At 46.5% G+C, this 21,931-nt stretch carries 14 protein-coding genes and 1 tRNA gene; 5 read left to right on the forward strand and 10 right to left on the reverse strand.

Going from position 1 to position 21,931, the window contains the following annotated elements; all coding sequences use genetic code 11:
* Nucleotides 1-42: 42 nt before the first annotated feature.
* From hemN to acsF, 3 genes are all read right to left on the reverse strand, one after another.
* Nucleotides 43-1,440, reverse strand: coding sequence for an oxygen-independent coproporphyrinogen III oxidase (gene hemN, locus QUA34_RS14135; protein WP_333387499.1), 1,398 nt, complete (start codon nucleotides 1,438-1,440; stop codon nucleotides 43-45).
* Nucleotides 1,441-1,526: 86 nt separating this feature from the next.
* Nucleotides 1,527-2,273: a heme oxygenase (biliverdin-producing) gene (locus QUA34_RS14140; protein ID WP_333387502.1), complete on the reverse strand. Its 747-nt coding sequence runs from the start codon at nucleotides 2,271-2,273 to the stop codon at nucleotides 1,527-1,529.
* 11 nt (nucleotides 2,274-2,284) lie between these two features.
* Nucleotides 2,285-3,361, reverse strand: a complete 1,077-nt coding sequence (gene acsF, locus QUA34_RS14145) for a magnesium-protoporphyrin IX monomethyl ester (oxidative) cyclase (protein WP_333387505.1) — start codon at nucleotides 3,359-3,361, stop codon at nucleotides 2,285-2,287.
* Nucleotides 3,362-3,550: 189 nt separating this feature from the next.
* Here acsF and QUA34_RS14150 point away from each other — a divergent pair, with 189 nt between their 5' ends.
* Nucleotides 3,551-3,952, forward strand: coding sequence for a helix-turn-helix domain-containing protein (locus QUA34_RS14150; RefSeq protein WP_333387508.1), 402 nt, complete (start codon nucleotides 3,551-3,553; stop codon nucleotides 3,950-3,952).
* A gap of 113 nt (nucleotides 3,953-4,065) precedes the next feature.
* Here the strand turns inward: QUA34_RS14150 and QUA34_RS14155 are convergent, their stop codons facing one another.
* The 3 genes from QUA34_RS14155 to gcvH all read right to left on the reverse strand — a co-directional run bounded on the left by QUA34_RS14155 (nucleotide 4,066) and on the right by gcvH (nucleotide 8,307).
* Nucleotides 4,066-4,377, reverse strand: a complete 312-nt coding sequence (locus QUA34_RS14155; RefSeq protein ID WP_333387511.1) for a hypothetical protein — start codon at nucleotides 4,375-4,377, stop codon at nucleotides 4,066-4,068.
* 164 nt (nucleotides 4,378-4,541) lie between these two features.
* Entirely contained in the window at nucleotides 4,542-7,493 is a 2,952-nt protein-coding gene (gcvP, locus tag QUA34_RS14160) for an aminomethyl-transferring glycine dehydrogenase (protein ID WP_333387514.1), read from the reverse strand.
* Nucleotides 7,494-7,917: 424 nt separating this feature from the next.
* Nucleotides 7,918-8,307 carry a glycine cleavage system protein GcvH gene (gene gcvH, locus QUA34_RS14165; RefSeq protein ID WP_333307394.1) on the reverse strand — a complete coding sequence of 130 codons (390 nt, stop codon included), beginning with the start codon at nucleotides 8,305-8,307 and terminating at the stop codon, nucleotides 7,918-7,920.
* A 60-nt stretch (nucleotides 8,308-8,367) separates the two neighbouring features.
* Here gcvH and QUA34_RS14170 point away from each other — a divergent pair, with 60 nt between their 5' ends.
* Nucleotides 8,368-9,210 (forward strand): alpha/beta hydrolase, encoded by an 843-nt coding sequence (locus tag QUA34_RS14170; RefSeq protein ID WP_333387517.1) that lies wholly within the window; start codon nucleotides 8,368-8,370, stop codon nucleotides 9,208-9,210.
* A gap of 100 nt (nucleotides 9,211-9,310) precedes the next feature.
* On the opposite strand, the gene gcvT is transcribed toward QUA34_RS14170, so the two are convergent.
* From gcvT to QUA34_RS14185, 3 genes are all read right to left on the reverse strand, one after another.
* Nucleotides 9,311-10,462, reverse strand: coding sequence for a glycine cleavage system aminomethyltransferase GcvT (gcvT, locus tag QUA34_RS14175; RefSeq protein ID WP_333387520.1), 1,152 nt, complete (start codon nucleotides 10,460-10,462; stop codon nucleotides 9,311-9,313).
* A gap of 192 nt (nucleotides 10,463-10,654) precedes the next feature.
* Nucleotides 10,655-10,727 (reverse strand) — tRNA-Ala (locus QUA34_RS14180).
* Between the two features lie 153 nt (nucleotides 10,728-10,880).
* The gene (locus QUA34_RS14185) at nucleotides 10,881-11,084 is read right to left on the reverse strand and encodes a hypothetical protein (RefSeq protein WP_333085722.1); all 204 of its coding nucleotides are present in this window, start codon (nucleotides 11,082-11,084) and stop codon (nucleotides 10,881-10,883) included.
* A 381-nt stretch (nucleotides 11,085-11,465) separates the two neighbouring features.
* On the opposite strand from QUA34_RS14185, the gene QUA34_RS14190 reads away from it, so the two are divergent.
* The 3 genes from QUA34_RS14190 to QUA34_RS14200 all read left to right on the forward strand — a co-directional run bounded on the left by QUA34_RS14190 (nucleotide 11,466) and on the right by QUA34_RS14200 (nucleotide 15,609).
* Nucleotides 11,466-14,849: an Eco57I restriction-modification methylase domain-containing protein gene (locus tag QUA34_RS14190; RefSeq protein WP_333387523.1), complete on the forward strand. Its 3,384-nt coding sequence runs from the start codon at nucleotides 11,466-11,468 to the stop codon at nucleotides 14,847-14,849.
* A gap of 121 nt (nucleotides 14,850-14,970) precedes the next feature.
* Nucleotides 14,971-15,204 carry a hypothetical protein gene (locus QUA34_RS14195; RefSeq protein ID WP_242718023.1) on the forward strand — a complete coding sequence of 78 codons (234 nt, stop codon included), beginning with the start codon at nucleotides 14,971-14,973 and terminating at the stop codon, nucleotides 15,202-15,204.
* A gap of 6 nt (nucleotides 15,205-15,210) precedes the next feature.
* Nucleotides 15,211-15,609, forward strand: a complete 399-nt coding sequence (locus QUA34_RS14200; protein WP_333332407.1) for a PIN domain-containing protein — start codon at nucleotides 15,211-15,213, stop codon at nucleotides 15,607-15,609.
* A gap of 176 nt (nucleotides 15,610-15,785) precedes the next feature.
* Here the strand turns inward: QUA34_RS14200 and QUA34_RS14205 are convergent, their stop codons facing one another.
* On the reverse strand, nucleotides 15,786-20,516 hold the full coding sequence (locus tag QUA34_RS14205; RefSeq protein ID WP_333387526.1) for a glutamate synthase-related protein: 4,731 nt from the start codon (nucleotides 20,514-20,516) through the stop codon (nucleotides 15,786-15,788).
* Nucleotides 20,517-21,931: the final 1,415 nt, after the last annotated feature.

The raw sequence follows: 21,931 nt of genomic DNA on the forward strand, positions 1-21,931 counted from the left end.
TAACTATGTTAACTAATCTGAGTTAACAAATATGACGACGATTCATAGGGACTTGGAAAACCGTTTGCTTGAGTGGGGGATGAGATAGCTATCAAACACCGATGCAATATTGCGAATTAGCAAGCGGCCGATCGCCGTTACTTCAATGCCATCGCCCCAACGTTTGATTAACCCATCGGCTTCTAAGGCATCAAGTTGTGGCAAAACCTGAGCGAAATAGTCATTAAAATCGAGATCGAAGCCGAGATGGTATTTTTCTTCCAAATCTTGCACGGACAGTTGGAATTGACACATCAATTCCATGATTACTGTGCGCCTAATCAGATCGTCCTGATTAAGTATAACACCTTTTTCGATAGGTAATTCACCCGCATCGATCGCCTGATAAAAGTCTTTCAATCCCTTGTGGTTTTGGGTATACACATCCTGCAACATACTGATGGAAGTCATGCCAAAGCCCAACAGATCCGATTCGGGCTTAGTGGTATAACCCTGAAAATTACGATGTAGTTGCCCAGCTTGTTGCGCGATAGCTAGTTCATCATTGGGCTTAGCAAAGTGATCCATACCAATAAACACATAGCCATTTTGCGTCAGTTGGGCGATCGTACTTTGCAGAATTTTCAGCTTTTCGCCCGCAGTCGGCAAAGCAGATTCCGGCATTCGTTTCTGAACCGGTTTGAGCCAGGGAACATAGGCAAAATTAAAGACAGCAATGCGATCGGGATTTAATTGCAAGGTCTTCTGTACCGTTTCCTGGAATGTTGATTGTGTCTGGAAAGGTAAGCCGTAAATCAAATCTACGTTGACACTTTCAAACCCTGCTTCCCGCATCCAATCCATCACATCAAACAACATCGCTTCGGGCTGCACCCGATTGATAGCTTCCTGCACGGTGGGATTAAAATCCTGAATACCAAAGCTAATCCGATTGAATCCTAATTGTCGCAAAAATAGAATATATTCGCGATCGATATAGCTAGGATTGACTTCGATCGATATTTCGGCCGCGTCATCGAACCGAAAATATCGATTTAACTGGTTCCAGAGAAACTCTACCTGACTGCGATCGAGATAGTTGGGTGTGCCGCCGCCCCAGTGCAACTGATGCACCAGCCGATCGGCATCCACCAAACTGGCAACTTGGCGAATTTGGCAATCGAGATAGCCTAAATAGGGTTCTACCACCTCCTTGCGCTGGGTAATGATGGTATTGCAGCCGCAGAAATAACAGGGCGTTTCGCAAAAGGGGATGTGGCAGTAAAGCGATAAAGGGGTTCGTTTGTGATTGCCGATGGCGATCGCGGTTTTAAATGCTTTGCGATCGAAGTCAGTAGTTAATTCGGTGGCGGGTGGATAGCTGGTATAGCGAGGTAAAGGCTGGTTGTATTTATTTAACAATGCAGCATCAAATTCAACCGTTTGTGATAACTGTTTCATTAACTAATGTATCCTTCTGTTGTTGTGTAAATTCAGAACCCCGGCATATTTTAGAGATACGATGGATCTTGTTTTCGTGGGGCGAGTTATTTCGCGACAGATTCTCGCTTGGCATGAGGGCTGCGGCCTTCTGTGCTGCCGGGGCGATCTTGCCGAGTCAGCAAATCAAAGGTATGTTCTCCAATCGCCGCTTTCACATCGGCTTCGAGTTCGTGCATTACATCCTGGTTAAGGGTAAATGCCGTATTTGCTTCTGCGACAATTCGATCGATTGTGTCAGCATCCACCGGAAACTCATCAAAGGTTTGGCGATAGCGTTCCTTAAATACTCGCCTTGCTTCTGGTGTCGAGATTTGGGAAAATTCATAGAAATTTGTTCCTTGATCCGGCGGCAGAGACAACGCCGATCGAATCACGTTTTTCAAGCTTTGTCCGCCGGATAAATCACCCATGTAGCGGGTATAGGCATGGGCAATCAGCAGGACTGGATCGGTTTTTGATAGGGTTTGAATGCGATCGCGATACACACAACCCGCTGGAGAAGCTGTAATTTCCTCCCGCCAATTTTCACCGTAATAAAAAGCTAGATCGCAAGCCAAATTCTCAGTGCGATTTAACTCAGGGAAATAGAGAGTCCCGATAATCGGGTGGTTGACATGGTTCTGCAAAGCCGTTTCTAGGGCGCTGTAAACAAAGTACAAATCGGCAAATAGTTTACGCAAAGGTTCCCGTTCCACAATGCCTTTCATAAAGCATTTCATAAATGCCGTATTTTCGGCTGTGGTGTGGGATTGCATCGTGCCTTCTCGGAGGCGTGTCGATAGATTAGTCATGGCAATATCTCCTAATTAATAGCGGTTCTGGACGATTCAGCATTAATCGAAGGCAGTAAATAAAGGCGCAACAACTGCCAGACAATCACAGCAATCCAGGGTAATTTTTGGCAAAATTGGATGGCGGCCGGGCGCTGGTTAGTTGAGATTTCTGCTAGCTTCTGATTGGCGATCGCACATCGCTCCAAACGGGGAAAGAATTCTGGATGGTGGGTATCTAAAATACTGGGAAACGCCCGTTTTGCCGTTTCATTGGTGTGATGAATCACCTGCTGGTTATATTCATCGGGGTCGATCCCGATCGAGTCATAAAATGTGGAGCGTTCCAACACCGTCATTGTGTGGGTGGCAAACACCGTCAGAAGGAAAAAGCGCGCCCAGAGTCTTGCCTTCCAGTTATTCCAAAGCTTAGGCTGCGATCGCAACAATGCCTTAAAGAAATCCCCATGCCGATTTTCGTCCTGGCACCAATTCTCAAAGTAGCGAAACAGGGGATAAATTTGATGTTCGGGATGTTTTTCGAGATGGCGATACACCAAAATATAGCGCCAGTAGCCGATTTTTTCCGACAGATAAACAGTATAAATTACCCATTCTGGAGGGAAGAATGTGTAGGTACGATTTTTTGTTAAATAGCCCAGATCCAGAGACAAGCCAAAATCTGCCATCGCCTTGTTCAAGAAACCGGCATGACGCGCTTCATCCCGTGCGAGTAAGCTAAACGCTTCCGATAACAACGGTTGGCGATTCTTAAGTTTGCGGGATAGTTCTTTGAACAACAGAAAACCCGAAAATTCTGAGGTACAGGAGCGCTCTAGAAAGTCAATAAATGCCTTTCGCGTTTCGCCATCAATCTTGTCCCAGCATTGCTCAAACTCTTGATTGCGGACAAAATGGTGGCGGTTATAGTCCGCGCGCAATTCTGCTACAACTGCTTCTAATTCCGCTTGTTGCCCGGACAGATCCATTTCGGCAACGGCATCAAAATTGGTGGTGTAAAAGCGGGGTGTTAACAGGGTTTCTTGAACAGGTGCTTTAATGCCGGATGGCAGACCAGCAGACTCCGATTTACTAATTGAACTGACCATAGGAGTGGAGAGTGGATTGTTCGGAATTGATGACTGTGCACCACATTGCCTTAATCCGCGATCGCCCACAAGTCAGTTACCAGTGGTATCCTATAGTTACTTGAGGTAAAGCATTGAAGCAAATAGGACGCTTGAGCCATTTCTAAAGAAATATGGAAATTATCGTGAAGGCAACTGTGAAGGGAGTTTATGGTGGAAGCAAGTCAGTGCGTAGAGGTTAAATGTCCGATTCAATTTGTGCTGGATTTGTTGGACAATAAATGGTCAATTTTGGTTCTACGCGAACTGTTTGGAGGCGCGAGGCGTACCCACGAATTACTCGCGGCACTTCCGGGCATCAGCACCAAAACCCTCACCCAACGCCTACGAGAGTTGGAATCTCAAGGGTTAGTCGATCGGCGTGTTTATGCCGAGATTCCGCCCCGTGTAGAATATTCCCTCACGCCCAAGGGTCGCCAAATTCAACCGGTGATGGCAGCCCTGCATCAAGTAGGATCGCAGTGGCTGGGACAGGAGAGTTGTATTTGTCCCCTAACACACTCGGATGCTGAGGACGATCGCATGGACGCTTCAGGTCTAGTTTCAGATTAAAAATGGTCAGAATTATTAATCTCTCTCTTCTCTTCCTCAGTGTCCTCTGCGCCCTCTGCGGTTTAACCATTCCGGTTATGGCGGGTGAATGCCGTGGGTTAAATTAAGTTCCGCTAAGAATTAGCCTTGGGAATAGCCACCAAAGTCATAGAATTAGCTGGGTAAGTTGCCATAAAACCATATTTATATACTCTAAAGACGCAGTTCCAAGTGCTAATTTTATTTACACCGTAGATGTCGGGGCTGATGGGATGTCGATCGGCTGTAAGATCAACAGATAAAGCCGGGCCGATAGTTTGCGCGATCGCCATTTTGATGTAAGCTGTTGTTGCCACTACCCCCAAAGCAGCCAAAAAACCTAACAATAATAAGATAATCCAACGCGGTTTATTTTCGGGAGCCAACCACAAAAATCGTCTATTCATTTTTTATTTTACCTGGGGATGTGGGGATTCTTGTATTACATTTTTTTCGGCGCGTTTATCTAGCTTGATAAGCTGTTATACATTTAAATTTTATTTGTTTGGCGGGCTAGAAGCACCCCACAAGAGTATATGTGTAAGGTGCCCATTGCCCCGGAGAGACTTATTTAACCTTGACTGTAAGCCTCCATAGGTAAACAAGAACAGACAAAATTGCGATCGCCAAACGCATTATCTATTCGCCCCACCGCCGGCCAAAACTTATGTTCGCGAGTCCAAGGTGCCGGATAAGCCGCTTGCGCGCGAGTATAAGGACGATTCCACTCATCAACCATCAGAGATTCTGCGGTGTGCGGCGCATTTTTTAATACGTTATTTTGCGCGTCAACATTACCGTTTTCAATCTCCGCAATTTCAGCTCTAATTGCAATCATTGCATCGCAAAAACGATCTAATTCCTGCTTCGATTCGCTTTCCGTCGGTTCCACCATTACCGTACCAGCAACCGGCCAAGAAACCGTCGGCGCGTGATAGCCGTAATCCATCAACCGTTTAGCAATATCTTCAACTTCAATAGCCGCAGACTTTTTGAGCGATCGCAAATCCAGAATACACTCGTGCGCCACCAAACCAGCTTTCCCTTTGTACAAAACCGGATAGTAAGATTCTAAGCGTTTTGCCATGTAATTAGCATTAAGAATTGCTACTTTTGTCGCCTGAGTTAAACCCACCCCTCCCATCATCCGAATGTACATCCAAGAAATAGGCAAAATGCTAGCACTTCCCCAAGGCGCGGCGGAAACAGCACCAACTGATATTTGTTGACTGTTAACTGTTGACTGTTGACTGTTAAGAATAGAATGACTGGGCAAAAATTCTACTAAATGAGACATTACCCCAATCGGCCCCATTCCCGGCCCGCCGCCGCCGTGAGGAATACAGAAAGTTTTGTGCAAATTCAAGTGGCAAACATCAGCACCAAAATCACCGGGGCGGCACAAACCAACTTGAGCATTCATATTCGCGCCGTCCATATAAACTTGTCCACCGCAGTTGTGGACAATCTCGCAAATATCTTTAATCTCTTCCTCAAAAACGCCGTGCGTAGATGGATATGTCACCATCAAAGCCGCCAAGTCATTTTTGTGCTTCTCGGCTTTTTTCCGCAAATCGGCAACATCAATATTGCCCTGATAATCGCACTCGACAGCAACTACTTTCATCCCCGCCATCACCGCGCTAGCCGGATTTGTACCGTGGGCTGACTGGGGAATCAAACAGATATTTCGGTGAGATTCGCCTCGGTGTTCGTGGTATTCGCGAATAACTAACAAACCCGCATATTCGCCTTGGGAACCAGCGTTTGGCTGCAAAGAAATTCCCGCAAAACCTGTAATTTCTGCCAGCCACTGTTCTAGTTGCACGAACATCATTTGATACCCGCGAGTTTGATCGTGGGGGGCAAAGGGATGTATCTTGCCAAATTCCGCCCAAGTCACGGGCATCATCTCTGCTGTGGCATTCAATTTCATTGTGCAAGAACCCAAGGGAATCATCGATGTATTTAGCGATAAATCCTTGGCTTCTAAACGGTGCAAATACCGCAAAAGTTCAGTTTCTGAATGATAGCTGTTGAAAACTGGATGGGCGAGATAGCTGCTGGTGCGATCGCAAAAATCTGGTAAAGTCAAATAACCACTCAATGCGTCTGCATCCAGCGGAATGTTGAGAGCCTTCTGCCCGTCGGGCCTGATATAATCTTTATCCTGTGCAAAAATTTTCCATAACTCTTGCACATCTTCAACGCTGACAGTTTCATCTAAAGTGATTCCTACTGTCGAATTATCGAAAACTCGGAGATTAATTTTGCGAACTTTAGCAGCTTCTAGAATTTCTGACAGCGGTTTATCTCCCAATTCTACCCGCACAGTATCGAAGAAATGTTGAGAACCAATGGTGTATCCGAAACTTCTTAAACCGGATGCCAAAAGTGCTGTTAAACTCCATACTTTCTCAGCAATGTCTTTCAGTCCAGACGGGCCGTGATAAACAGCATACATACTCGCCATTACTGCCAGCAAAACTTGAGCAGTACAAATATTGCTAGTAGCTTTTTCGCGGCGGATGTGCTGTTCGCGAGTTTGCAAAGCCAAACGTAAAGCAGATTTGCCATTAGCATCTTTAGAAACGCCGACAATTCTCCCCGGAACTTGCCGTTTAAACTCTTCTCGCGTGGCGAAATAGGCTGCGTGGGGCCCTCCGAATCCCATCGGCACTCCGAAGCGCTGAGTGCTTCCTACGGCTATATCCGCGCCGAATTCGCCGGGGGGTGTCAGCAAGCAAAGGCTCAATATGTCGGCGGCGACTGTGACTAATGCGCCGACTTCGTGAGCCGATCGAATAAAATCCGTATAGTCGTAAATTGCGCCGTCTGTGGCGGGGTATTGCACGAGAGCGCCGAAGATTGTACGATCAAACTCAAAGCTTTGATGGTCGCCGACAATTACCTCAATTCCCAACGGCTTAGCGCGAGTTTGCACCACTTCAATAGTTTGAGGGTGGCAATCTTGGGAAACAAAAAACGCTTTTGCCCCCTTTTTGCTGGCGCCGTAACTCACCGCCATCGCTTCCGCCGCCGCTGTCCCTTCATCCAGCAAAGAAGCGTTGGCAATTTCCAAACCCGTGAGGTCAATTATCATGGTTTGGAAGTTCAGTAAAGCTTCCAATCGCCCTTGAGCAATTTCGGCTTGGTAGGGAGTGTAAGCTGTATACCAGCCGGGATTTTCTAGGATATTCCGCTGGATGACGGGGGGTGTGATGCAGTCGTGATATCCAGTGCCGATGTACGATCGAAATACCTGATTTTTTGCCGCAATTTCTTTCAATTCTGCCAAAGCGCTGTACTCGCTTTGCGCTGCGGGAAGTTGTAAGGGTTGAGAAATGCGAATCGCCGCTGGAACCGTTTTGTCAATCAACTCATCGAGGCTGGAAATGCCCAAAACATTGAGCATTTGCTGGATTTCGCTGGGTGTCGGGCCAATGTGCCGGCCCGCAAAACCATTGATGGAGGAAAGGTTTTGCTGCTGGTTGGGTTCAAGTTGAGGGCTGTAGAGTACCAAGGCGGATTCTCCTGAATAGACTTTTGCTTCTTTGTTTGTAACATTTTGCTAAGAAAACAAGGAAGATTTTCTGCGTCTATCAAAGTCCGAGAGTCCGACAGGGGTTTCAACCCCTGTCTCATAGCTAAAGTCGTCTTCAGACGACTAAGCAAGATTTTTTGCGTGTATCAAAGTCCGACAGGGGTTGAAACCCCTGTCTCATAGCTAAAGTCGTCTTCAGACGACTGTAGATTAAGGTTGGTGGTTGAAACCGCTGTCGAGAGTCAAACGAAGTCTGCCATAGCGGACAAGCGAGATAAAGGGGGTATTTAAGCCGGATTGGGTATCAGTCGTCTAAAGACGACTTGTGCTAAAAGCCCCGTGGGTTTCAACCCCTGGCGGATTGTGGAATTATCAACGAGCCCCATGCCCTATGCCCTATGCCCTATTCCCCTTCGACCATTTTGCGATACTCTGGGGCCGAGAAAGCGTCGTCTGCTTCGCTGGGATTGTCAACGCGCACTTTCAGCAGCCACCCAGCGCCATAGGGGTCTTCCGCCAAATTTTCGGGAGACTCTATAATTTCATCATTGCGTTCTACAACTGTACCGGTAACTGGTGCTTTCAAGTCTTCAACCGCTTTCACTGACTCGACTGTACCGAAAGCTTCGCCTTTTTCCAACCCTGCACCGACTTCGGGCAAATCTAGAAACACGATATCGCCGAGTTGGTCAACTGCAAAAGCACTAATGCCGATGGTGGCAATTTCGCCTTCGAGTCGGATGTATTCGTGGGTGTCTAGGTATTTCAAGTCATCGGGGTATTTTAGTGCCATATCTTTTCTCACAATAAACAAAGTATCAAGTAAATCTTAGTGAACTATGGGCATTTATTGATGACTAAGTGGAACAAAAAAAATATTAAACGCTTGCTTTTCGGAGAATTTTCTGTCAAACGACTGATGCGCTCTATAATTTTTATTTACGCATTTCTATGTTTTTACGGTTTCTTTTTTTCAGAACGGCTAATTTTTCAACCTCCGCCATCTAGCCAGAGTGATAGCAGGGAAGTTATCAAAGTTAGCTCAGCTAATGGCGTGAAAATTTCTACTGTTCATTTACCTAACCCGCAAGCTAGATATACTATACTTTACAGTCACGGGAATGCGGAAGACTTGGAGGGAATTTTGTGGCTTCTCAGAGAGATTCGAGATAGCGGCTTTGCTGTGTTTGCCTATGATTATCAAGGTTACGGCACGAGTCAGGGAAAGCCTTCTGAGTATAATACTTATCGTGATATTGATGCTGCTTACAATTATTTAACCCAACAGTTGGGAGTACCTGCAAACCGAATTATTTTTTACGGGCGTTCTGTGGGCGGTGGGCCAGCAATTGATTTGGCTTCGCGGCAGAAAGTCGGCGGTTTGGTGGTTGAAAGTTCTTTTGTTTCGGCTTTTCGGGTGTTGACGCGGATTCCGATTTTACCCTTTGATAAGTTTGTGAATATTGATAAGATTGGCAAAGTTAGATCGCCTGTTTTGGTGATTCATGGTAAGGCTGATGAGGTTGTGCATTTTTGGCATGGAGAGCAGTTGTTTGCCACCGCCAACGAGCCGAAAGTGAATTTTTGGGTTGATGGGGCCGGTCATAATGATTTGATGGATGTGGCGGGCGATCGCTATGCTGCAACTTTGCGAAATTTTGCTAAGCTTGTAGATGAATCTTCTCGACCAAAATGAGCAACGGGCTAGAAGCCCGTTCCACAAGAACACATACACCTACAATTTCTTGTGGGGTGGGCTTCTAGCCCGCCCCTGAATCAATGCTTACCTACTTAATTTAACTGGGGCGGTTTGGCGAGCGATAAAAGGGTTTTTTCACCACACTAGCCAGATAGTTTTTCCCGCGAATTTCGATTTCTAATTGCTGCCCGATTTTAGCTAATTTTGCGGGAACAAATGCGAGGGCAACTGCGCGATTCAAAGTAGGTGATAATGTACCGCTAGTAACTTCTCCTACTGTTTCGCCTTCAAATATTACCGGATAGCCGTGGCGCGCAATGTGCCGCCCCTGCATTTCTAGCCCTACCAACCGCTTCGATACTCCACTCGCTTTCTGCTGTTCCAAAACCTCGCGACCAATAAAATCGCCTTTGGTGTCGAGGTGAACAACCCAACCCAATCCAGCCTCTAAAGGTGTGATATTGTCGTGGATATCTTGACCGTAAAGAGCCATTGCTGCTTCTAAACGCAAGGTATCTCTCGCGCCCAATCCGCAAGGAACAACGCCAGCAGCTAACAATTTTTGCCACAGTTCTTTTCCTACTGCGGCATCCACCATGATTTCAAACCCATCTTCGCCGGTGTAACCAGTTCTGGCGATAAAACTCGGCTGTCCCAACAGATTTGTTTCTAAGTGACCGAATGCCTTAATGGGTGCGAGGCTGTCTTCCACAAAAGGCTGGAGATAGTTAACAGCTTCCGGGCCTTGAATTGCTATTAAAACTTTATCTTCGGAGAGGTCTGTAAAACTGAGTTCGCTCAATTCTAAGTGCGTGGTGATCCATGCTTTGTCGGCGATGCGAGTGGCGGCGTTGACAATAATTACTGCACGTTCTTCGCTAGTGATAGCGTCGGGTTCTTGCCAGTAGAAAATAATGTCGTCTAAGATGCAGCCTTTGGCATTTAGCAAGACTGTATATTGAGCTTGACCGGGTTGCAAGCGGCTCAAGTCTGAGGGTACTAAGGGTTGAAATTTTTCTCTTACTTGTTTCCCTCTCAAACCAAATTTTCCCATGTGGGAAATGTCGAACATTCCTGCTTGCTGGCGTACTGCTTGGTGTTCGCTGCTGATGCCTGCGTACTGTACTGCCATCTCCCACCCGGAAAACGGCACCATTCGGGCTTTGAGTTCTAATGATAGGTCGTACAGAGGCGTGCGGGCAAGTTGGCTCGGACTCTCTGGATTGCTGGGTTCAGTTGACTTTGCCACAGGTAGCGCTTTGGTTGCGGGTAGACTGTTTTGATTTTACGGGAAAAATGGTTTTCGCGGTGTGTAGCGCGATCGAATTTAAGGCCACGGCAATGCTGTTTAGGTACAAGTCGCGATCGAATTTAAGCACGCGGTGGTAATGTTTCGGTACAAATTAGGACACAGCAGTGATGTATCCCTAATTTTAATTTATGGAGAATAGCGGGCTCGAACCGCTGACCCCTACAATGCCATTGTAGTGCTCTACCAACTGAGCTAATTCCCCTTTCTTTTCGCGCTCTCAATCATGCCTTAACTGACCAATATTTGTCAAGCTTTTTGGGGAAATTAGTTTTGAGCCTTCGGCTGGCAAGGCTTTCGGCTTTTTTTCCACAAAACTCTCCTCGCTTCTGGACAATGGTCAATCCCCTACTATCATCTAGTAAGTGTGTTGGGATATTTCGGTTAAATGGCTCAAACAAGAGCCCATGAGAAAGTAGACGACTAGCAGAGCGGCGGCTGAGACCGCAACTAGGGTGCCGGCTAGCATTAGTGAAAATTCCCGTTGCGCGATCGCCTCTTGCATTAAGTGCAAAGACCAGGCAACGAGGGCAACGTCAATTATTAAAATAGGAACCAGCATAAGTTACGATTTGTAACAGCTCACCTATTGTAACAAAACTTTTGGTTAAGTGCAGATAAGCTCAGACGTATTTAACTATTGCTGTAAAACCCGAAGGGAGCAGCGGAAAGCCGCTGAGAAAAAGTTATAGCTTTTCTTGATAATTACAATATGCAAAGTTAATGAGAGCTAGCTCAGCCTTAGAGGTGCGTTTTTGACTCTTGAGCGATCGATTAAGAGTCCGATAGCTGCGCTTTACACGCATTTTTGAGGGGGTAGGGTGTGTTAGCGAAGCCCTTGAAGAGGCTCGACCTTTGAGTATAACTGATTTGATAGCAGAAGGTCTGAGCCGCTGTTGCACTTGGATGCTGTAAAATTAACTTTATTAACCTGCTTGAAAAGATGACAAATCGCTCTAGTCGCGCCCTTTTTCACAGCAAAACATTCAACACTGCTTTGCGTGCTTTTAGCTTTCCGCAAGATATGGAAGTGCGCCACCAAAAATTGGGAACGTGGATTGCAACACTTAAAACTGGTACGTTAGACGAAGTTAAAGAAGTTGCGCTGCACGGTAGTTTTATTAATGATATTTTTCAGGATGTTTTGGGATATTGCTCGGTAATTCAAGGTGCGGGGAAAGCTTGGGAAATTAACGCGGAACAAGCGATATCTGATGGCGGCGGTTCTGCTGACGGGGCGATCGGCTTTTTTACTGCTGCTGACAATCCTAAAGGCAAAGCCGTGTCCCTGCAAGGTAAAGTGATTGCTCCGATCGAACTCAAGGGAGCGAAAAATGATTTAGATCGTCCCGCATCCGGGCGATCGGAATCAGCAGTTGACCAAGGTTGGCGCTACGCTAATTATACACCCGATTGTCGCTGGATTATTGTCTCGAATTATCGAGAGTTGCGACTTTATCATACCAATAAAACTCCCGCTTATTACGAACAATTTTTTCTGACTGACTTGGCGGATATTGCAGCTTTTAAGCGGTTTTACTTTCTGCTGTGCCGCCGCAATTTTTTGCCTAAAAACCAAGACCAAACAGTTTCTGTTATTGACAGACTGTTAAAAGACTCTGACGAAGCTCAAGAGGAAATTACCAATAAATTATATCAAGAATACAAAGCAATTCGACTCGCTCTCGTCAAGCATTTTCGCTTTTCTGGGCCGTCGGATATCCCCAACCGCGATCGCGTACTCATTGAAAAAGCTCAAAAAACTTTAGACCGCGTTTTATTCATTGCTTTTTGTGAAGATAAAGGATTGCTGCCGCCAAAAACCCTCAGCAACGCTCACGACAACAAAGACCAATACAATCCTAGATTAATTTGGGAAAATTATCAATCTGTATTTCGCTGGGTTGATGTGGGAAATGATGACCCTCCTGTACCGGGATACAACGGCGGTTTATTTAAATTTGATCCGATTTTAGACGCACAATTGACCGTGCCAAATCCTTTATGCAGTCTGCTTAATAAGCTGAGGCGATTTGATTTTGACACCGAAGTTTCCGTCGATATTTTGGGGCATATTTTCGAGCAGTCTGTTACAGATTTGGAAGAATTAAATGCTGAAACTACCGGACAGGAATACAATCAGAAAAAAGGCAAGCGGAAAACTCAAGGTGTGTTTTACACGCCTGCTTTTATTACTCAATATATTGTCGAGGTTTCTCTCGGCGGCTATCTGCATCGGCGAGAGCAAGAGTTACGCGATTTCTTCCTAATGAGCGAAGTTGCTGAAGTGTCGGTTAAGCCACCCAAGAAAACTGCAATTAAGTTTTGGAAAGCGTATCGAGAGGAAGTGCTGCAAAAAACGCGAGTCATCGATCCGGCGTGCGGTTCGGGTGCTTTTTTGATTGCGGCTTTTGATTATTTAATGCAGCAGTACGAAAGAGTCGATCGCGAATTGAATGCTTTGGGGTATAAGCCAAAAAACGGCAAGTCGCTGGAATTTGACCGAAGCATTTTAAGCAACAACCTGTACGGCGTAGATTTGCTGTCGGAATCGGCGGAAATTACCAAACTTTCCCTGTGGTTAAAGACGGCCCAAGCGGGTAAAACGCTGACTTATTTGGATGATAACATTAAAGCGGGAAACTCGATCGTCGCTGACAGTAATGTAGCAGATACAGCGTTTGATTGGCAAGCTAAATTTCCCCAGATTTTTGCTGATGGCGGTTTTGATGTTGTGATTGGCAATCCGCCTTACGTGCGGCAGGAGTTGCTATCTCCAATTAAACCATACTTGCAAGCAAATTATGAATCTTATAACAGCGTAGCAGACCTTTATACTTACTTTTATGAACTCGGATTAAACATTCTCAAACCGGGGGGAGTGCTTTCGTATATTGTTACAAATAAATGGCTGAGGTCTGGATACGGCGAACCTCTACGCAAGTTTTTTGCGAGTCAAGGTTTACTAGATCAAATTATTGATTTTGGACACGCGCCAATTTTTGAAGATGCTGATACTTTTCCCTGTATTGTCGCAGTCAGAAAGCCTAACGCTTCTCTATGTATCTCTGAAACTGAAAGCGAGATTGAGCCAGGTAAATCTGAACCTAATTCGCCTGTGATTGTTTGTCCGGTTCCGCGCGAGTATCTTGCTAAGATCAACCTTACACAATACGTTCAACAACACGGTTATCAAATTTCGCGAGATCGTTTTACTGCGAATGCTTGGAGTTTGGAACCTCCTGCTGTTGATGATTTGATGCAAAAAATTCAACGAGTGGGTGTTCCGCTTAAAGATTTTGCAGGGGTTAAGCCTTATCGAGGTATTTTAACAGGATTGAATGAAGCTTTTTTAATTGATGAAGCGACTAAAAACAGTCTAGTGCAAGCAGACCCTAAATCCGCTGAAATCATCAAGCCATTATTGCGAGGTCAGAACATTAAACGCTGGAGTCCAGAGTGGGAAAATCTTTGGATTATTCTGCTGAAGTCTAGCAGCGATAGTGTATGGCCGTGGAGTACCGCAAACGATAAAGCAGAGGAAGTATTTGCACAAACATTTCCATCGGTATATAAGTATATGAAGCCGATGCAAGAAAAACTGTCTAAGCGTTCCGACCAAGGGCGTTACTGGTGGGAACTGCGATCGTGTGCCTACTATAACGTTTTTCAAGAACCAAAAATTATCACTCAAGATTTGGCTACTTATTCTTGGTTTTGCTTCGTCTCTCAAGAGATATACCCAGTGAATACTTGCTATCTATGGCCAACAGGAAATTTTTATATGCTTGGGTGGCTGTGTTCGCCAATAAGTTGGTGGATTTGTCACCACACTTTGCAAAAAGGAATCAATGACACACTGCGAATGTTTAGAGAACAGGTAGAAACTTTACCCATCGCACCACCAACTGACTCAATTCGTGCCGAAGTAGAACCAATTGTCAGCCGTTTAATTGAAATCGCCAAAACTAATCAAGAAACTCACCGAGATGTCTTGCAATGGCTGGAAATCACTTATTTAATTGATAAAGTCGGACAAAAACTCGAAGATTTTTCTGCGCTTTCCTTTGCAGAGTTTGTAGCAGAAATCAGAAAGCGAATGCCGAAAACTAAATCCTCCGATCCTCTCGGCGTTGCTGGACTAAAAGCAGTCCGCGAAACTTATAATGAATATGCACCGGCCATTCAATCTCGCAAAGCTGAGGCGTTGAGACTCGAACACCGTTTATCCGACTTAGTTAATCAAGCTTACGGATTGACACCGGAAGAAATAGATTTGATGTGGAAAACAGCACCTCCACGAATGCCGATCGCCCGACAGATTTGATATAAGGTTATATTTGCTGAAACTATTATATCAAAAATTTGTATTTTTGGGGGAAGATTTGTTAGACTGGGATTGTTAGCTAGCGAGTCGATAGACCATATTGTACGCGAGGTGAATCATTATGCTCCAAGCATTTGAAGGAATTTACAGAAATGGAGTCATCGAACTGTTAGAATTTCCTGAAAATATTTATGAAAGTCGCGTGGTGATTACTTTTTTGGCTGCGCCCTCCATTCCTCGAACGCCTACATTTATCCAGTTTGGAATGTTTGCAGGTTCTCATCAATCCACCGAAGCTGATTTCGAGATTGCCGAATTTCAAGGGGATACTGACGATGAATTAGATTGGTCATAGCTGCCGATGAAATATGTCATTGATACCCACGCGCTGATCTGGTTTCTCGAAGGAAATCAAAGATTTGGGACTCAAGTCCAAGCCATTCTATCCAATTTGGACAGTCAGCTTGTTTTACCTGCGATCCCCTTGGCTGAAGCTGCATGGATTGTAGAACGAGGAAAAACATCAATTCCATCTGTTAATGCGTTGTTCAATGCGATTAATAGCGATTCTAGAATCGCAGTTTATCCACTCGATCGAACTATTATCAATCAAACGCTCAGCTTATTGAGCATCCATGAAATGCACGATCGTCAAATTGTAGCAACGGCAATGATTTTGCAAAATCAAGGTGAAACTGTTGCGCTGTTGACGTGCGATGGAAATATTACGGCTTCAGGTGTAATTTCTGTTATCTGGTGATTAATAAAACAACGGTTAAAAGAGGAAAGCCAAGGTTTAGGAATTATTAAACCGCAGAGAGCGCGGAGAGCGCAGAGGAACACAAGAGAAAGAGAGATGAATAATTTCGCTTTTGATATGAAGATGAAAAAAGGGGCAACTCGCGTCGCCCCTCATCTATTTAACCAACTGGAAAATTAAACTTCCACAGCAATCTTTTGTTCCGAAGCCTCCGGCGAATTCGCTTCACTTGGCGGCACAACTTGCCAGAATTTCGGCAAATATTCCGACCAATTTGCTAAAATCTTCTCAGCTTTCTTGCTGCCAGTTCGATCGCGCTGAGCCTCAATTAACTCCTTCAATTGCGCCTCCCCAGCCGCCGTACAAACGCGCTGCATCTTCACAATCTCCCCGTTGACGTGAGCCGGGAAAGTCCCATCTTCATCGAGGAAATAAGCCAAGCCGCCAGTCATTCCAGCGCCGACATTCCGGCCGACTTTTCCTAACACCACAATCACGCCACCAGTCATGTACTCGCAGCAGTGATCGCCCGCACCCTCGATCACTGCTTTCGCCATCGAGTTACGCACTGCAAACCGTTCGCCAGCTTTACCCGCAGCCAACAGAGTTCCCCCCGTCGCACCGTATAAACAAGTGTTACCGACGATCGCATTTTCGGAAGCATCATAAGTCGCACCAGCCGGCGGTGCGATCGCGATTTCGCCACCGTGCATCCCCTTACCAACGTAGTCATTGGCTTGGCCTGACAGCACCAGCGTCATCCCCGGCAAATTGAACGCGCCGAAGCTTTGGCCCGCGCTACCAGTGCAATTGAGGGTGATTTGACCGCTAAAGCCGGTGTTGCCGTGTTGCTGTGCGATCGCACCTGCCAAACGCGCTCCCACAGTGCGATCGGTATTCACCAATTTTACATTCTTGCTAACAGTGCCGTGATTGGCGATCGCACTTTGAATCTCAGCATCCGCCAGCAAATCGTCGTCTAACACTGGCCCGTTTGTGTGTACGTCGCCGTGGATCAAGAAAGAGCGATCGCTCTTAGTATCCGGTAACTTGGTCAAACAATCCAAATTAATTGCTTGGGTTTTAGTTAGTTGCACCCCATCGCGCATTTTCAGCAAATCCGCGCGGCCGATGATATCTGCGATCGACTTATAACCCAATTTCGCCAGCAAACTCCGCACTTCTTGTGCTACGAAATAGAAGAAATTCACCACGTGTTCCGGCGTTCCGGGGAACCGTTTCCGCAAGTGTTCTTGTTGAGTTGTCACGCCGACCGGACAACTATTCATGTGGCAAACGCGAGCCATAATACAGCCTTCTGCAATCATTGCCACCGTACCGAAACCGTACTCTTCGCCGCCCATCAAAGCGCCTACAATCACGTCCCAGCCGCTTTTAAAGCCACCGTCAACGCGCAGCAAAACTCGATCGCGCAATTTATTTTCCATCAGCACCCGGTGAACTTCTGTCAATCCGAGTTCCCACGGAGAACCTGCGTGCTTAATCGAACTCAGTGGCGAAGCACCAGTGCCGCCATCGTGGCCGGAAATTTGAATCACATCAGCATTTGCCTTGGCGACACCGGCGGCTACAGTCCCGATGCCGACTTCCGACACCAACTTCACCGAAACTCCCGCTTTCGGATTGATTTGGTGCAAGTCAAAAATCAACTGCGCCAAATCCTCGATCGAATAAATGTCGTGGTGAGGAGGAGGCGAAATCAGCGTGACACCCGGTTTCGATCGGCGCAAATAAGCAATGTACTCGCTCACTTTCGCCCCTGGCAATTGACCGCCTTCACCTGGTTTCGCACCTTGTGCGATTTTAATTTCAATTTGTTCGGCGTTCATCAGGTACTCAGGAGTCACCCCGAAGCGTCCCGAAGCTACCTGTTTGATGGATGAAGAAGCTGTATCGCCGTTCTGCAAACCTTTCAAGTGAGGTAGCGTTTGTGAGAAACCCGCCGCGCTCACATCGTTTAGCACTTTGTAGCGCACCGGATCTTCGCCACCTTCGCCGGAGTTGGATTTGCCGCCGATGCGGTTCATCGCAATCGCTAGCGTTTCGTGGGCTTCTGGGGACAAAGCGCCGAGAGACATTCCGCCGGTGGCGAAGCGTTTGACAATATCTGCTACAGATTCTACTTCTTCGATCGCAATGGGAGGGCGATCGCTCGCAAAGTCGAGCAAATCCCGCAAAGCAGTTACCGGGCGATTTTCGAGCTGTTTCTTGTAAACCTCGTAATGGTCGTAGGCACTTTCCGAATTTTTGTCACCAATTGGTGTCATTTTTGGTTCGGCCCCATTGCCATTACTGTTAGTTTGAGCCTTAAAAGTAGTCACGGCTTTGTGCAAAGCCTTGGCCATTTCTGGGCTGTTCATGTGATATTCGCCGCCGCGACGGTACTGCACGAAGCCGAAGTTTTCCAGCTTTTTCAGAACCAATTCTGGGAAAGCCTGACTGTGGAAAGACATTACCTCGTTAGCCAGTTCCGCGACACTCAAACCGCCGATCCGAGAAACAGTGCCTTTGAAGCCCAAATCGAGCAAATCGCCGCCAATGCCGATCGCCTCAAAGATTTGTGCCCCCTGATAGCTAGCCAGTAGTGAAATCCCCATTTTCGAGAGAATCTTCAGCAGCCCATTTTCCACCGCTGTGCGATATTTAGCTTGAGCCTGTGTCACGGTAATATTGGGAACTTTGCCGTGCTGCATCAAGTTTTGAGTCTTGCTGTCAGACCACCAGGCGCGCACGCTTTCTAAGGCCAGGTAAGGGCAAACAGCCACCGCACCGTAACCGATCAAACAAGCGAAGTGGTGAGTGCTCCAACATTGGGCGGTATCGACAACTAGGGAAGTTTGCATCCGCAGCCCGACGCTAATTAAGTGGTGGTGAACCGCGCCAACGGCCAGGAAGGGCGGAATATAAGTGCATTCTGCACTCAATCCAACAGAAGATCCATCGCCTTCTTTCTTCAAAAGTCGATCGCTCAAAATCAGAATTCTCGAACCCTCGCGCACGGCTTGAGCCGCCTTTTGACAAAGTTGCTCGACTGCGGTTTTCAAACCTCCAGGCCCGGCCGCAATTTTGTAAAGCGTTGACAATTCGGTTGCGGGGAAAGACTTTTGATCTTTCAAGAAAGACAGTTCAGCGTCGTTGAGTACGGGGGAATCAATTTTCATGCGCTTGGCATTTTCTGGTACTGCTTGCAGTAAATTGCCCCGCAGGCCCACATTCATCGTCAGCGACATCACCATCCCCTCGCGCAGGGGGTCGATCGGCGGATTTGTCACTTGAGCGAACCGCTGTTTGAAATAGTTGTACAGCAACTGAGGCTTTTCTGACAATACAGCTAAGGGAGCGTCGTCGCCCATGCAGAAAGTCGGTTCTTTCCCAGAACTCGCCATCTCGACGATCACCATGTCCAAATCTTCTGCTGTGTAGCCAAAAGCAGTTTGGGTTGCTAACAGGGTTTGGGAGTCGAGGGTTGCTGTTTCGGCAAAAGGCTGCGGTTGCAAGATTTCGCGGTTTTGTTGCAGCCATTCGCCGTAGGGATGCCGCTTAGCAATTCGCTGCTTGAGTTGCCAATTTTTGAGAATTTCCTTGGTTTGCAGGTCAACTGCAATCATTTGTCCTGGCCCCAAACGGCCTTTTTCGACAATATCTGCTTCGGGAATATCGACAACTCCCGCTTCCGAAGCCACAATTACCAAACCGTCTTTAGTAATGCAGTAGCGGGCCGGCCGCAAACCGTTGCGATCGAGCGTAGCACCTACTTGTTTCCCGTCGCTGAACACCAGCAGTGCCGGGCCGTCCCAAGGTTCTTGAATACCGCTGTAATACTCGTAAAAATCGACAATTTCTGGATAAGGAGCCAAATCCGGCTGATTTTTGTAAGCTTCGGGCACCAGAATTGTCAGAGATTCTAGGGGGGTGCGGCCGGAGTGTACCAACAACTCCATCACGTTGTCCAAGTTTGCCGAATCGCTGCTTTCGGGGTTGACAATGGGGTTGAACGTGTCGATATCAGCTTGAGTCCAATTCGGGTGAGCTAAATTCGCTTGCCGCGCCTTCATCCAGGTAATATTGCCCAACAGCGTGTTAATTTCCCCGTTGTGTCCCAGCAAGCGCATGGGCTGGGCTAAGTGCCAGCGGGGCATCGTGTTGGTGCTGAAGCGCCGGTGATAGACGGCAAAGGAGCTTTTATAAGCGGGATTTTTCAGGTCAGGGTAAAATTCTGCCAGTACGGCCGATCGCACCATGCCTTTATAGACGATCGTGCGGCAGGAAAAAGAGCAAGTATAAAAGTCTTGGCGGGTGAAGTTGGGGCGATTTGACAGCGCGTGTCCGATCGTGCGGCGCGCCAGAAATAGATGTTTGTCGAGTTCGTCTCCGGCTAAGTGCGGTGAACTGACAATTACTTGTTCGATTTGAGGTTGATTTTCTAGCGCTTGCTCGCCCAAAACCGACGGTACAATGGGAACTTTGCGCCATCCCACAACTGTCAGCTCGCGATCGGTCAGAACTTGCTCAACCACCTGCCGCGCTATAGTCGCTTGAAATTTATCTTGAGACAGAAACAGCATTCCCACGCCGCAGTTTTCCCGCGCCGGAGGCACAATTCCCTGTTCGACAAACCAAGTATCCAGCAATTCCCAAGGAATCGCGGTCATCAAACCCGCACCGTCGCCGGAATCTTGGTCGGCGCTGCAACCGCCGCGATGTTCTAGACAAGTTAAAGCTGGGAGCGCTTTTTCAATAATCGAGTGCGTAGCTTCGCCGCTTTGGTTGGCAATAAAACCCACACCGCAGGCATCTCTTTCTTCCACTAACCAGCTTTGGCCGGCGAATGGAGTTCCTCGCTCAGTCTGATGCACGTTTCTGTTTGGATCGATCGTGTTACCCATGTTGATTGAATGTTATTTCCGTGATTGTGTGGTTGATGCGTTTTTATAGCTCGGAGAGAGAAGGCTGCCGAGCGGTGGGAGCCTAGTAAACTTTAAGACAGCACATTGGAAGCTGATTTGATTAAAAATTTACGTCTATGCGGCCTGTACCTAGCACTGAAACCCTGTTTGCAGATTTTAAATTATCTCGCTCGCATCGCCTCAGAGATGTCTCCTAGAATACCCTGCTGTTAAAAAGCAGTGATTCTTTGGGCGATCGCCGCCCTGCAACTAGATACATTGCAGCCGATCTAGTTTTTTGTGTGGGTTTTTCCTGAGCTCGGAAGGGTAGCCTTGCGGACTCAGGTAGATAGTAACTTTAGCGTTATTTTGCTTGCTGCGCTGTTGAGTTGCTTTCGTCAGCGCCCGCAGACACAAAAGCAACCTGCCCGCTCAGTCGGTAGGTGCAATGTAGCAGCGCGGTTCACAACTGGTGAAACCTGTCTTATTGTGAAGTCAACTCTCAAGCCGCGAACATCAAGTTTATCAAAAAATTGATAAAATTTCACCCATTAGACTTAGAGTTTGCGTGCAAGTCTTGTCAGCGATCGTCCAGAACTCACGCTAAAATGCCTAGCCGAAAAAAGTTGACAGTTTTCCATAACTCTAATTTAGATTTTTTTACCCACAAAGTTTTGTCATCTCAAATCCGTTGGCATCGGAATTATTCATCTCTCTCTTCCCTTTCTCTGTATCCTCTGCGTCCTCTGCGGTTTAATCATTCCGATACAACCGGAATGGATATCACTCATCAATGCAGGATATTTCAAGGATTTCTAACACATTCGGAGCATCTGGTAGAGCCTGCGCCGCCTTTTTGACCACGCGCCCCATGGATACTTGCTTGCTGACAAGATTCGGGGAGAGGCAAAAATTTTAGACCACTGTTCAATCTGCCAGATTCATTGAAGTAAATCTCAAACTCAACTCGACTAACGCTCACAAGCTTGTCCTTGGTAATTTTGTTTAGCTCAACCGTGAGCGTTTTTACAGATTTGATTGGCATGGGGAATATTTCATGCCTATCTTTTATAAAAGAAAGGTTAGTTAGCGGCAATCGTAAGACTGGTAAAATGTGCCGATGGTGATTACACTCAATTCTGCATACAGGTAGACCGAAGCCCAGTGATATAAATCATGGTAATCCTATTATATGAGAGATATAATTAAAATAACTTGACACTGATTAAAATAGCATAGCGCTTGAGAATTCACGCTTTTTTTCGTAAGGAAGAGGTTAGCTTAAATTAACCCCGCACACTTGTATCAATGCGTGTTAATGACTCAGCAAATAAGCCAAAAGCTAAAGTAATTTTAAATCAACGCTATCTCAAAAAAAGTATACAAGCAAAAACAACCAAAATATTAAGTCTGGT

Origin of the sequence: Microcoleus sp. POL10_C6, assembly GCF_036701585.1 — a bacterium.
Classification (GTDB): domain Bacteria; phylum Cyanobacteriota; class Cyanobacteriia; order Cyanobacteriales; family Microcoleaceae; genus Microcoleus.

Bases quoted from the DNA above. Each gene is read 5' to 3' on its own strand.
- hemN (WP_333387499.1), bottom strand. From the start codon at position 1,440: ATGAAACAGTTATCACAAACGGTTGAATTTGATGCTGCATTGTTAAAT.
- QUA34_RS14140 (WP_333387502.1), bottom strand. From the start codon at position 2,273: ATGACTAATCTATCGACACGCCTCCGAGAAGGCACGATGCAATCCCAC.
- acsF (WP_333387505.1), bottom strand. From the start codon at position 3,361: ATGGTCAGTTCAATTAGTAAATCGGAGTCTGCTGGTCTGCCATCCGGC.
- QUA34_RS14150 (WP_333387508.1), top strand. From the start codon at position 3,551: ATGGTGGAAGCAAGTCAGTGCGTAGAGGTTAAATGTCCGATTCAATTT.
- QUA34_RS14155 (WP_333387511.1), bottom strand. From the start codon at position 4,377: ATGAATAGACGATTTTTGTGGTTGGCTCCCGAAAATAAACCGCGTTGG.
- gcvH (WP_333307394.1), bottom strand. From the start codon at position 8,307: ATGGCACTAAAATACCCCGATGACTTGAAATACCTAGACACCCACGAA.
- QUA34_RS14170 (WP_333387517.1), top strand. From the start codon at position 8,368: ATGACTAAGTGGAACAAAAAAAATATTAAACGCTTGCTTTTCGGAGAA.
- QUA34_RS14185 (WP_333085722.1), bottom strand. From the start codon at position 11,084: ATGCTGGTTCCTATTTTAATAATTGACGTTGCCCTCGTTGCCTGGTCT.
- QUA34_RS14190 (WP_333387523.1), top strand. From the start codon at position 11,466: ATGACAAATCGCTCTAGTCGCGCCCTTTTTCACAGCAAAACATTCAAC.
- QUA34_RS14195 (WP_242718023.1), top strand. From the start codon at position 14,971: ATGCTCCAAGCATTTGAAGGAATTTACAGAAATGGAGTCATCGAACTG.
- QUA34_RS14200 (WP_333332407.1), top strand. From the start codon at position 15,211: ATGAAATATGTCATTGATACCCACGCGCTGATCTGGTTTCTCGAAGGA.
- QUA34_RS14205 (WP_333387526.1), bottom strand. From the start codon at position 20,516: ATGGGTAACACGATCGATCCAAACAGAAACGTGCATCAGACTGAGCGA.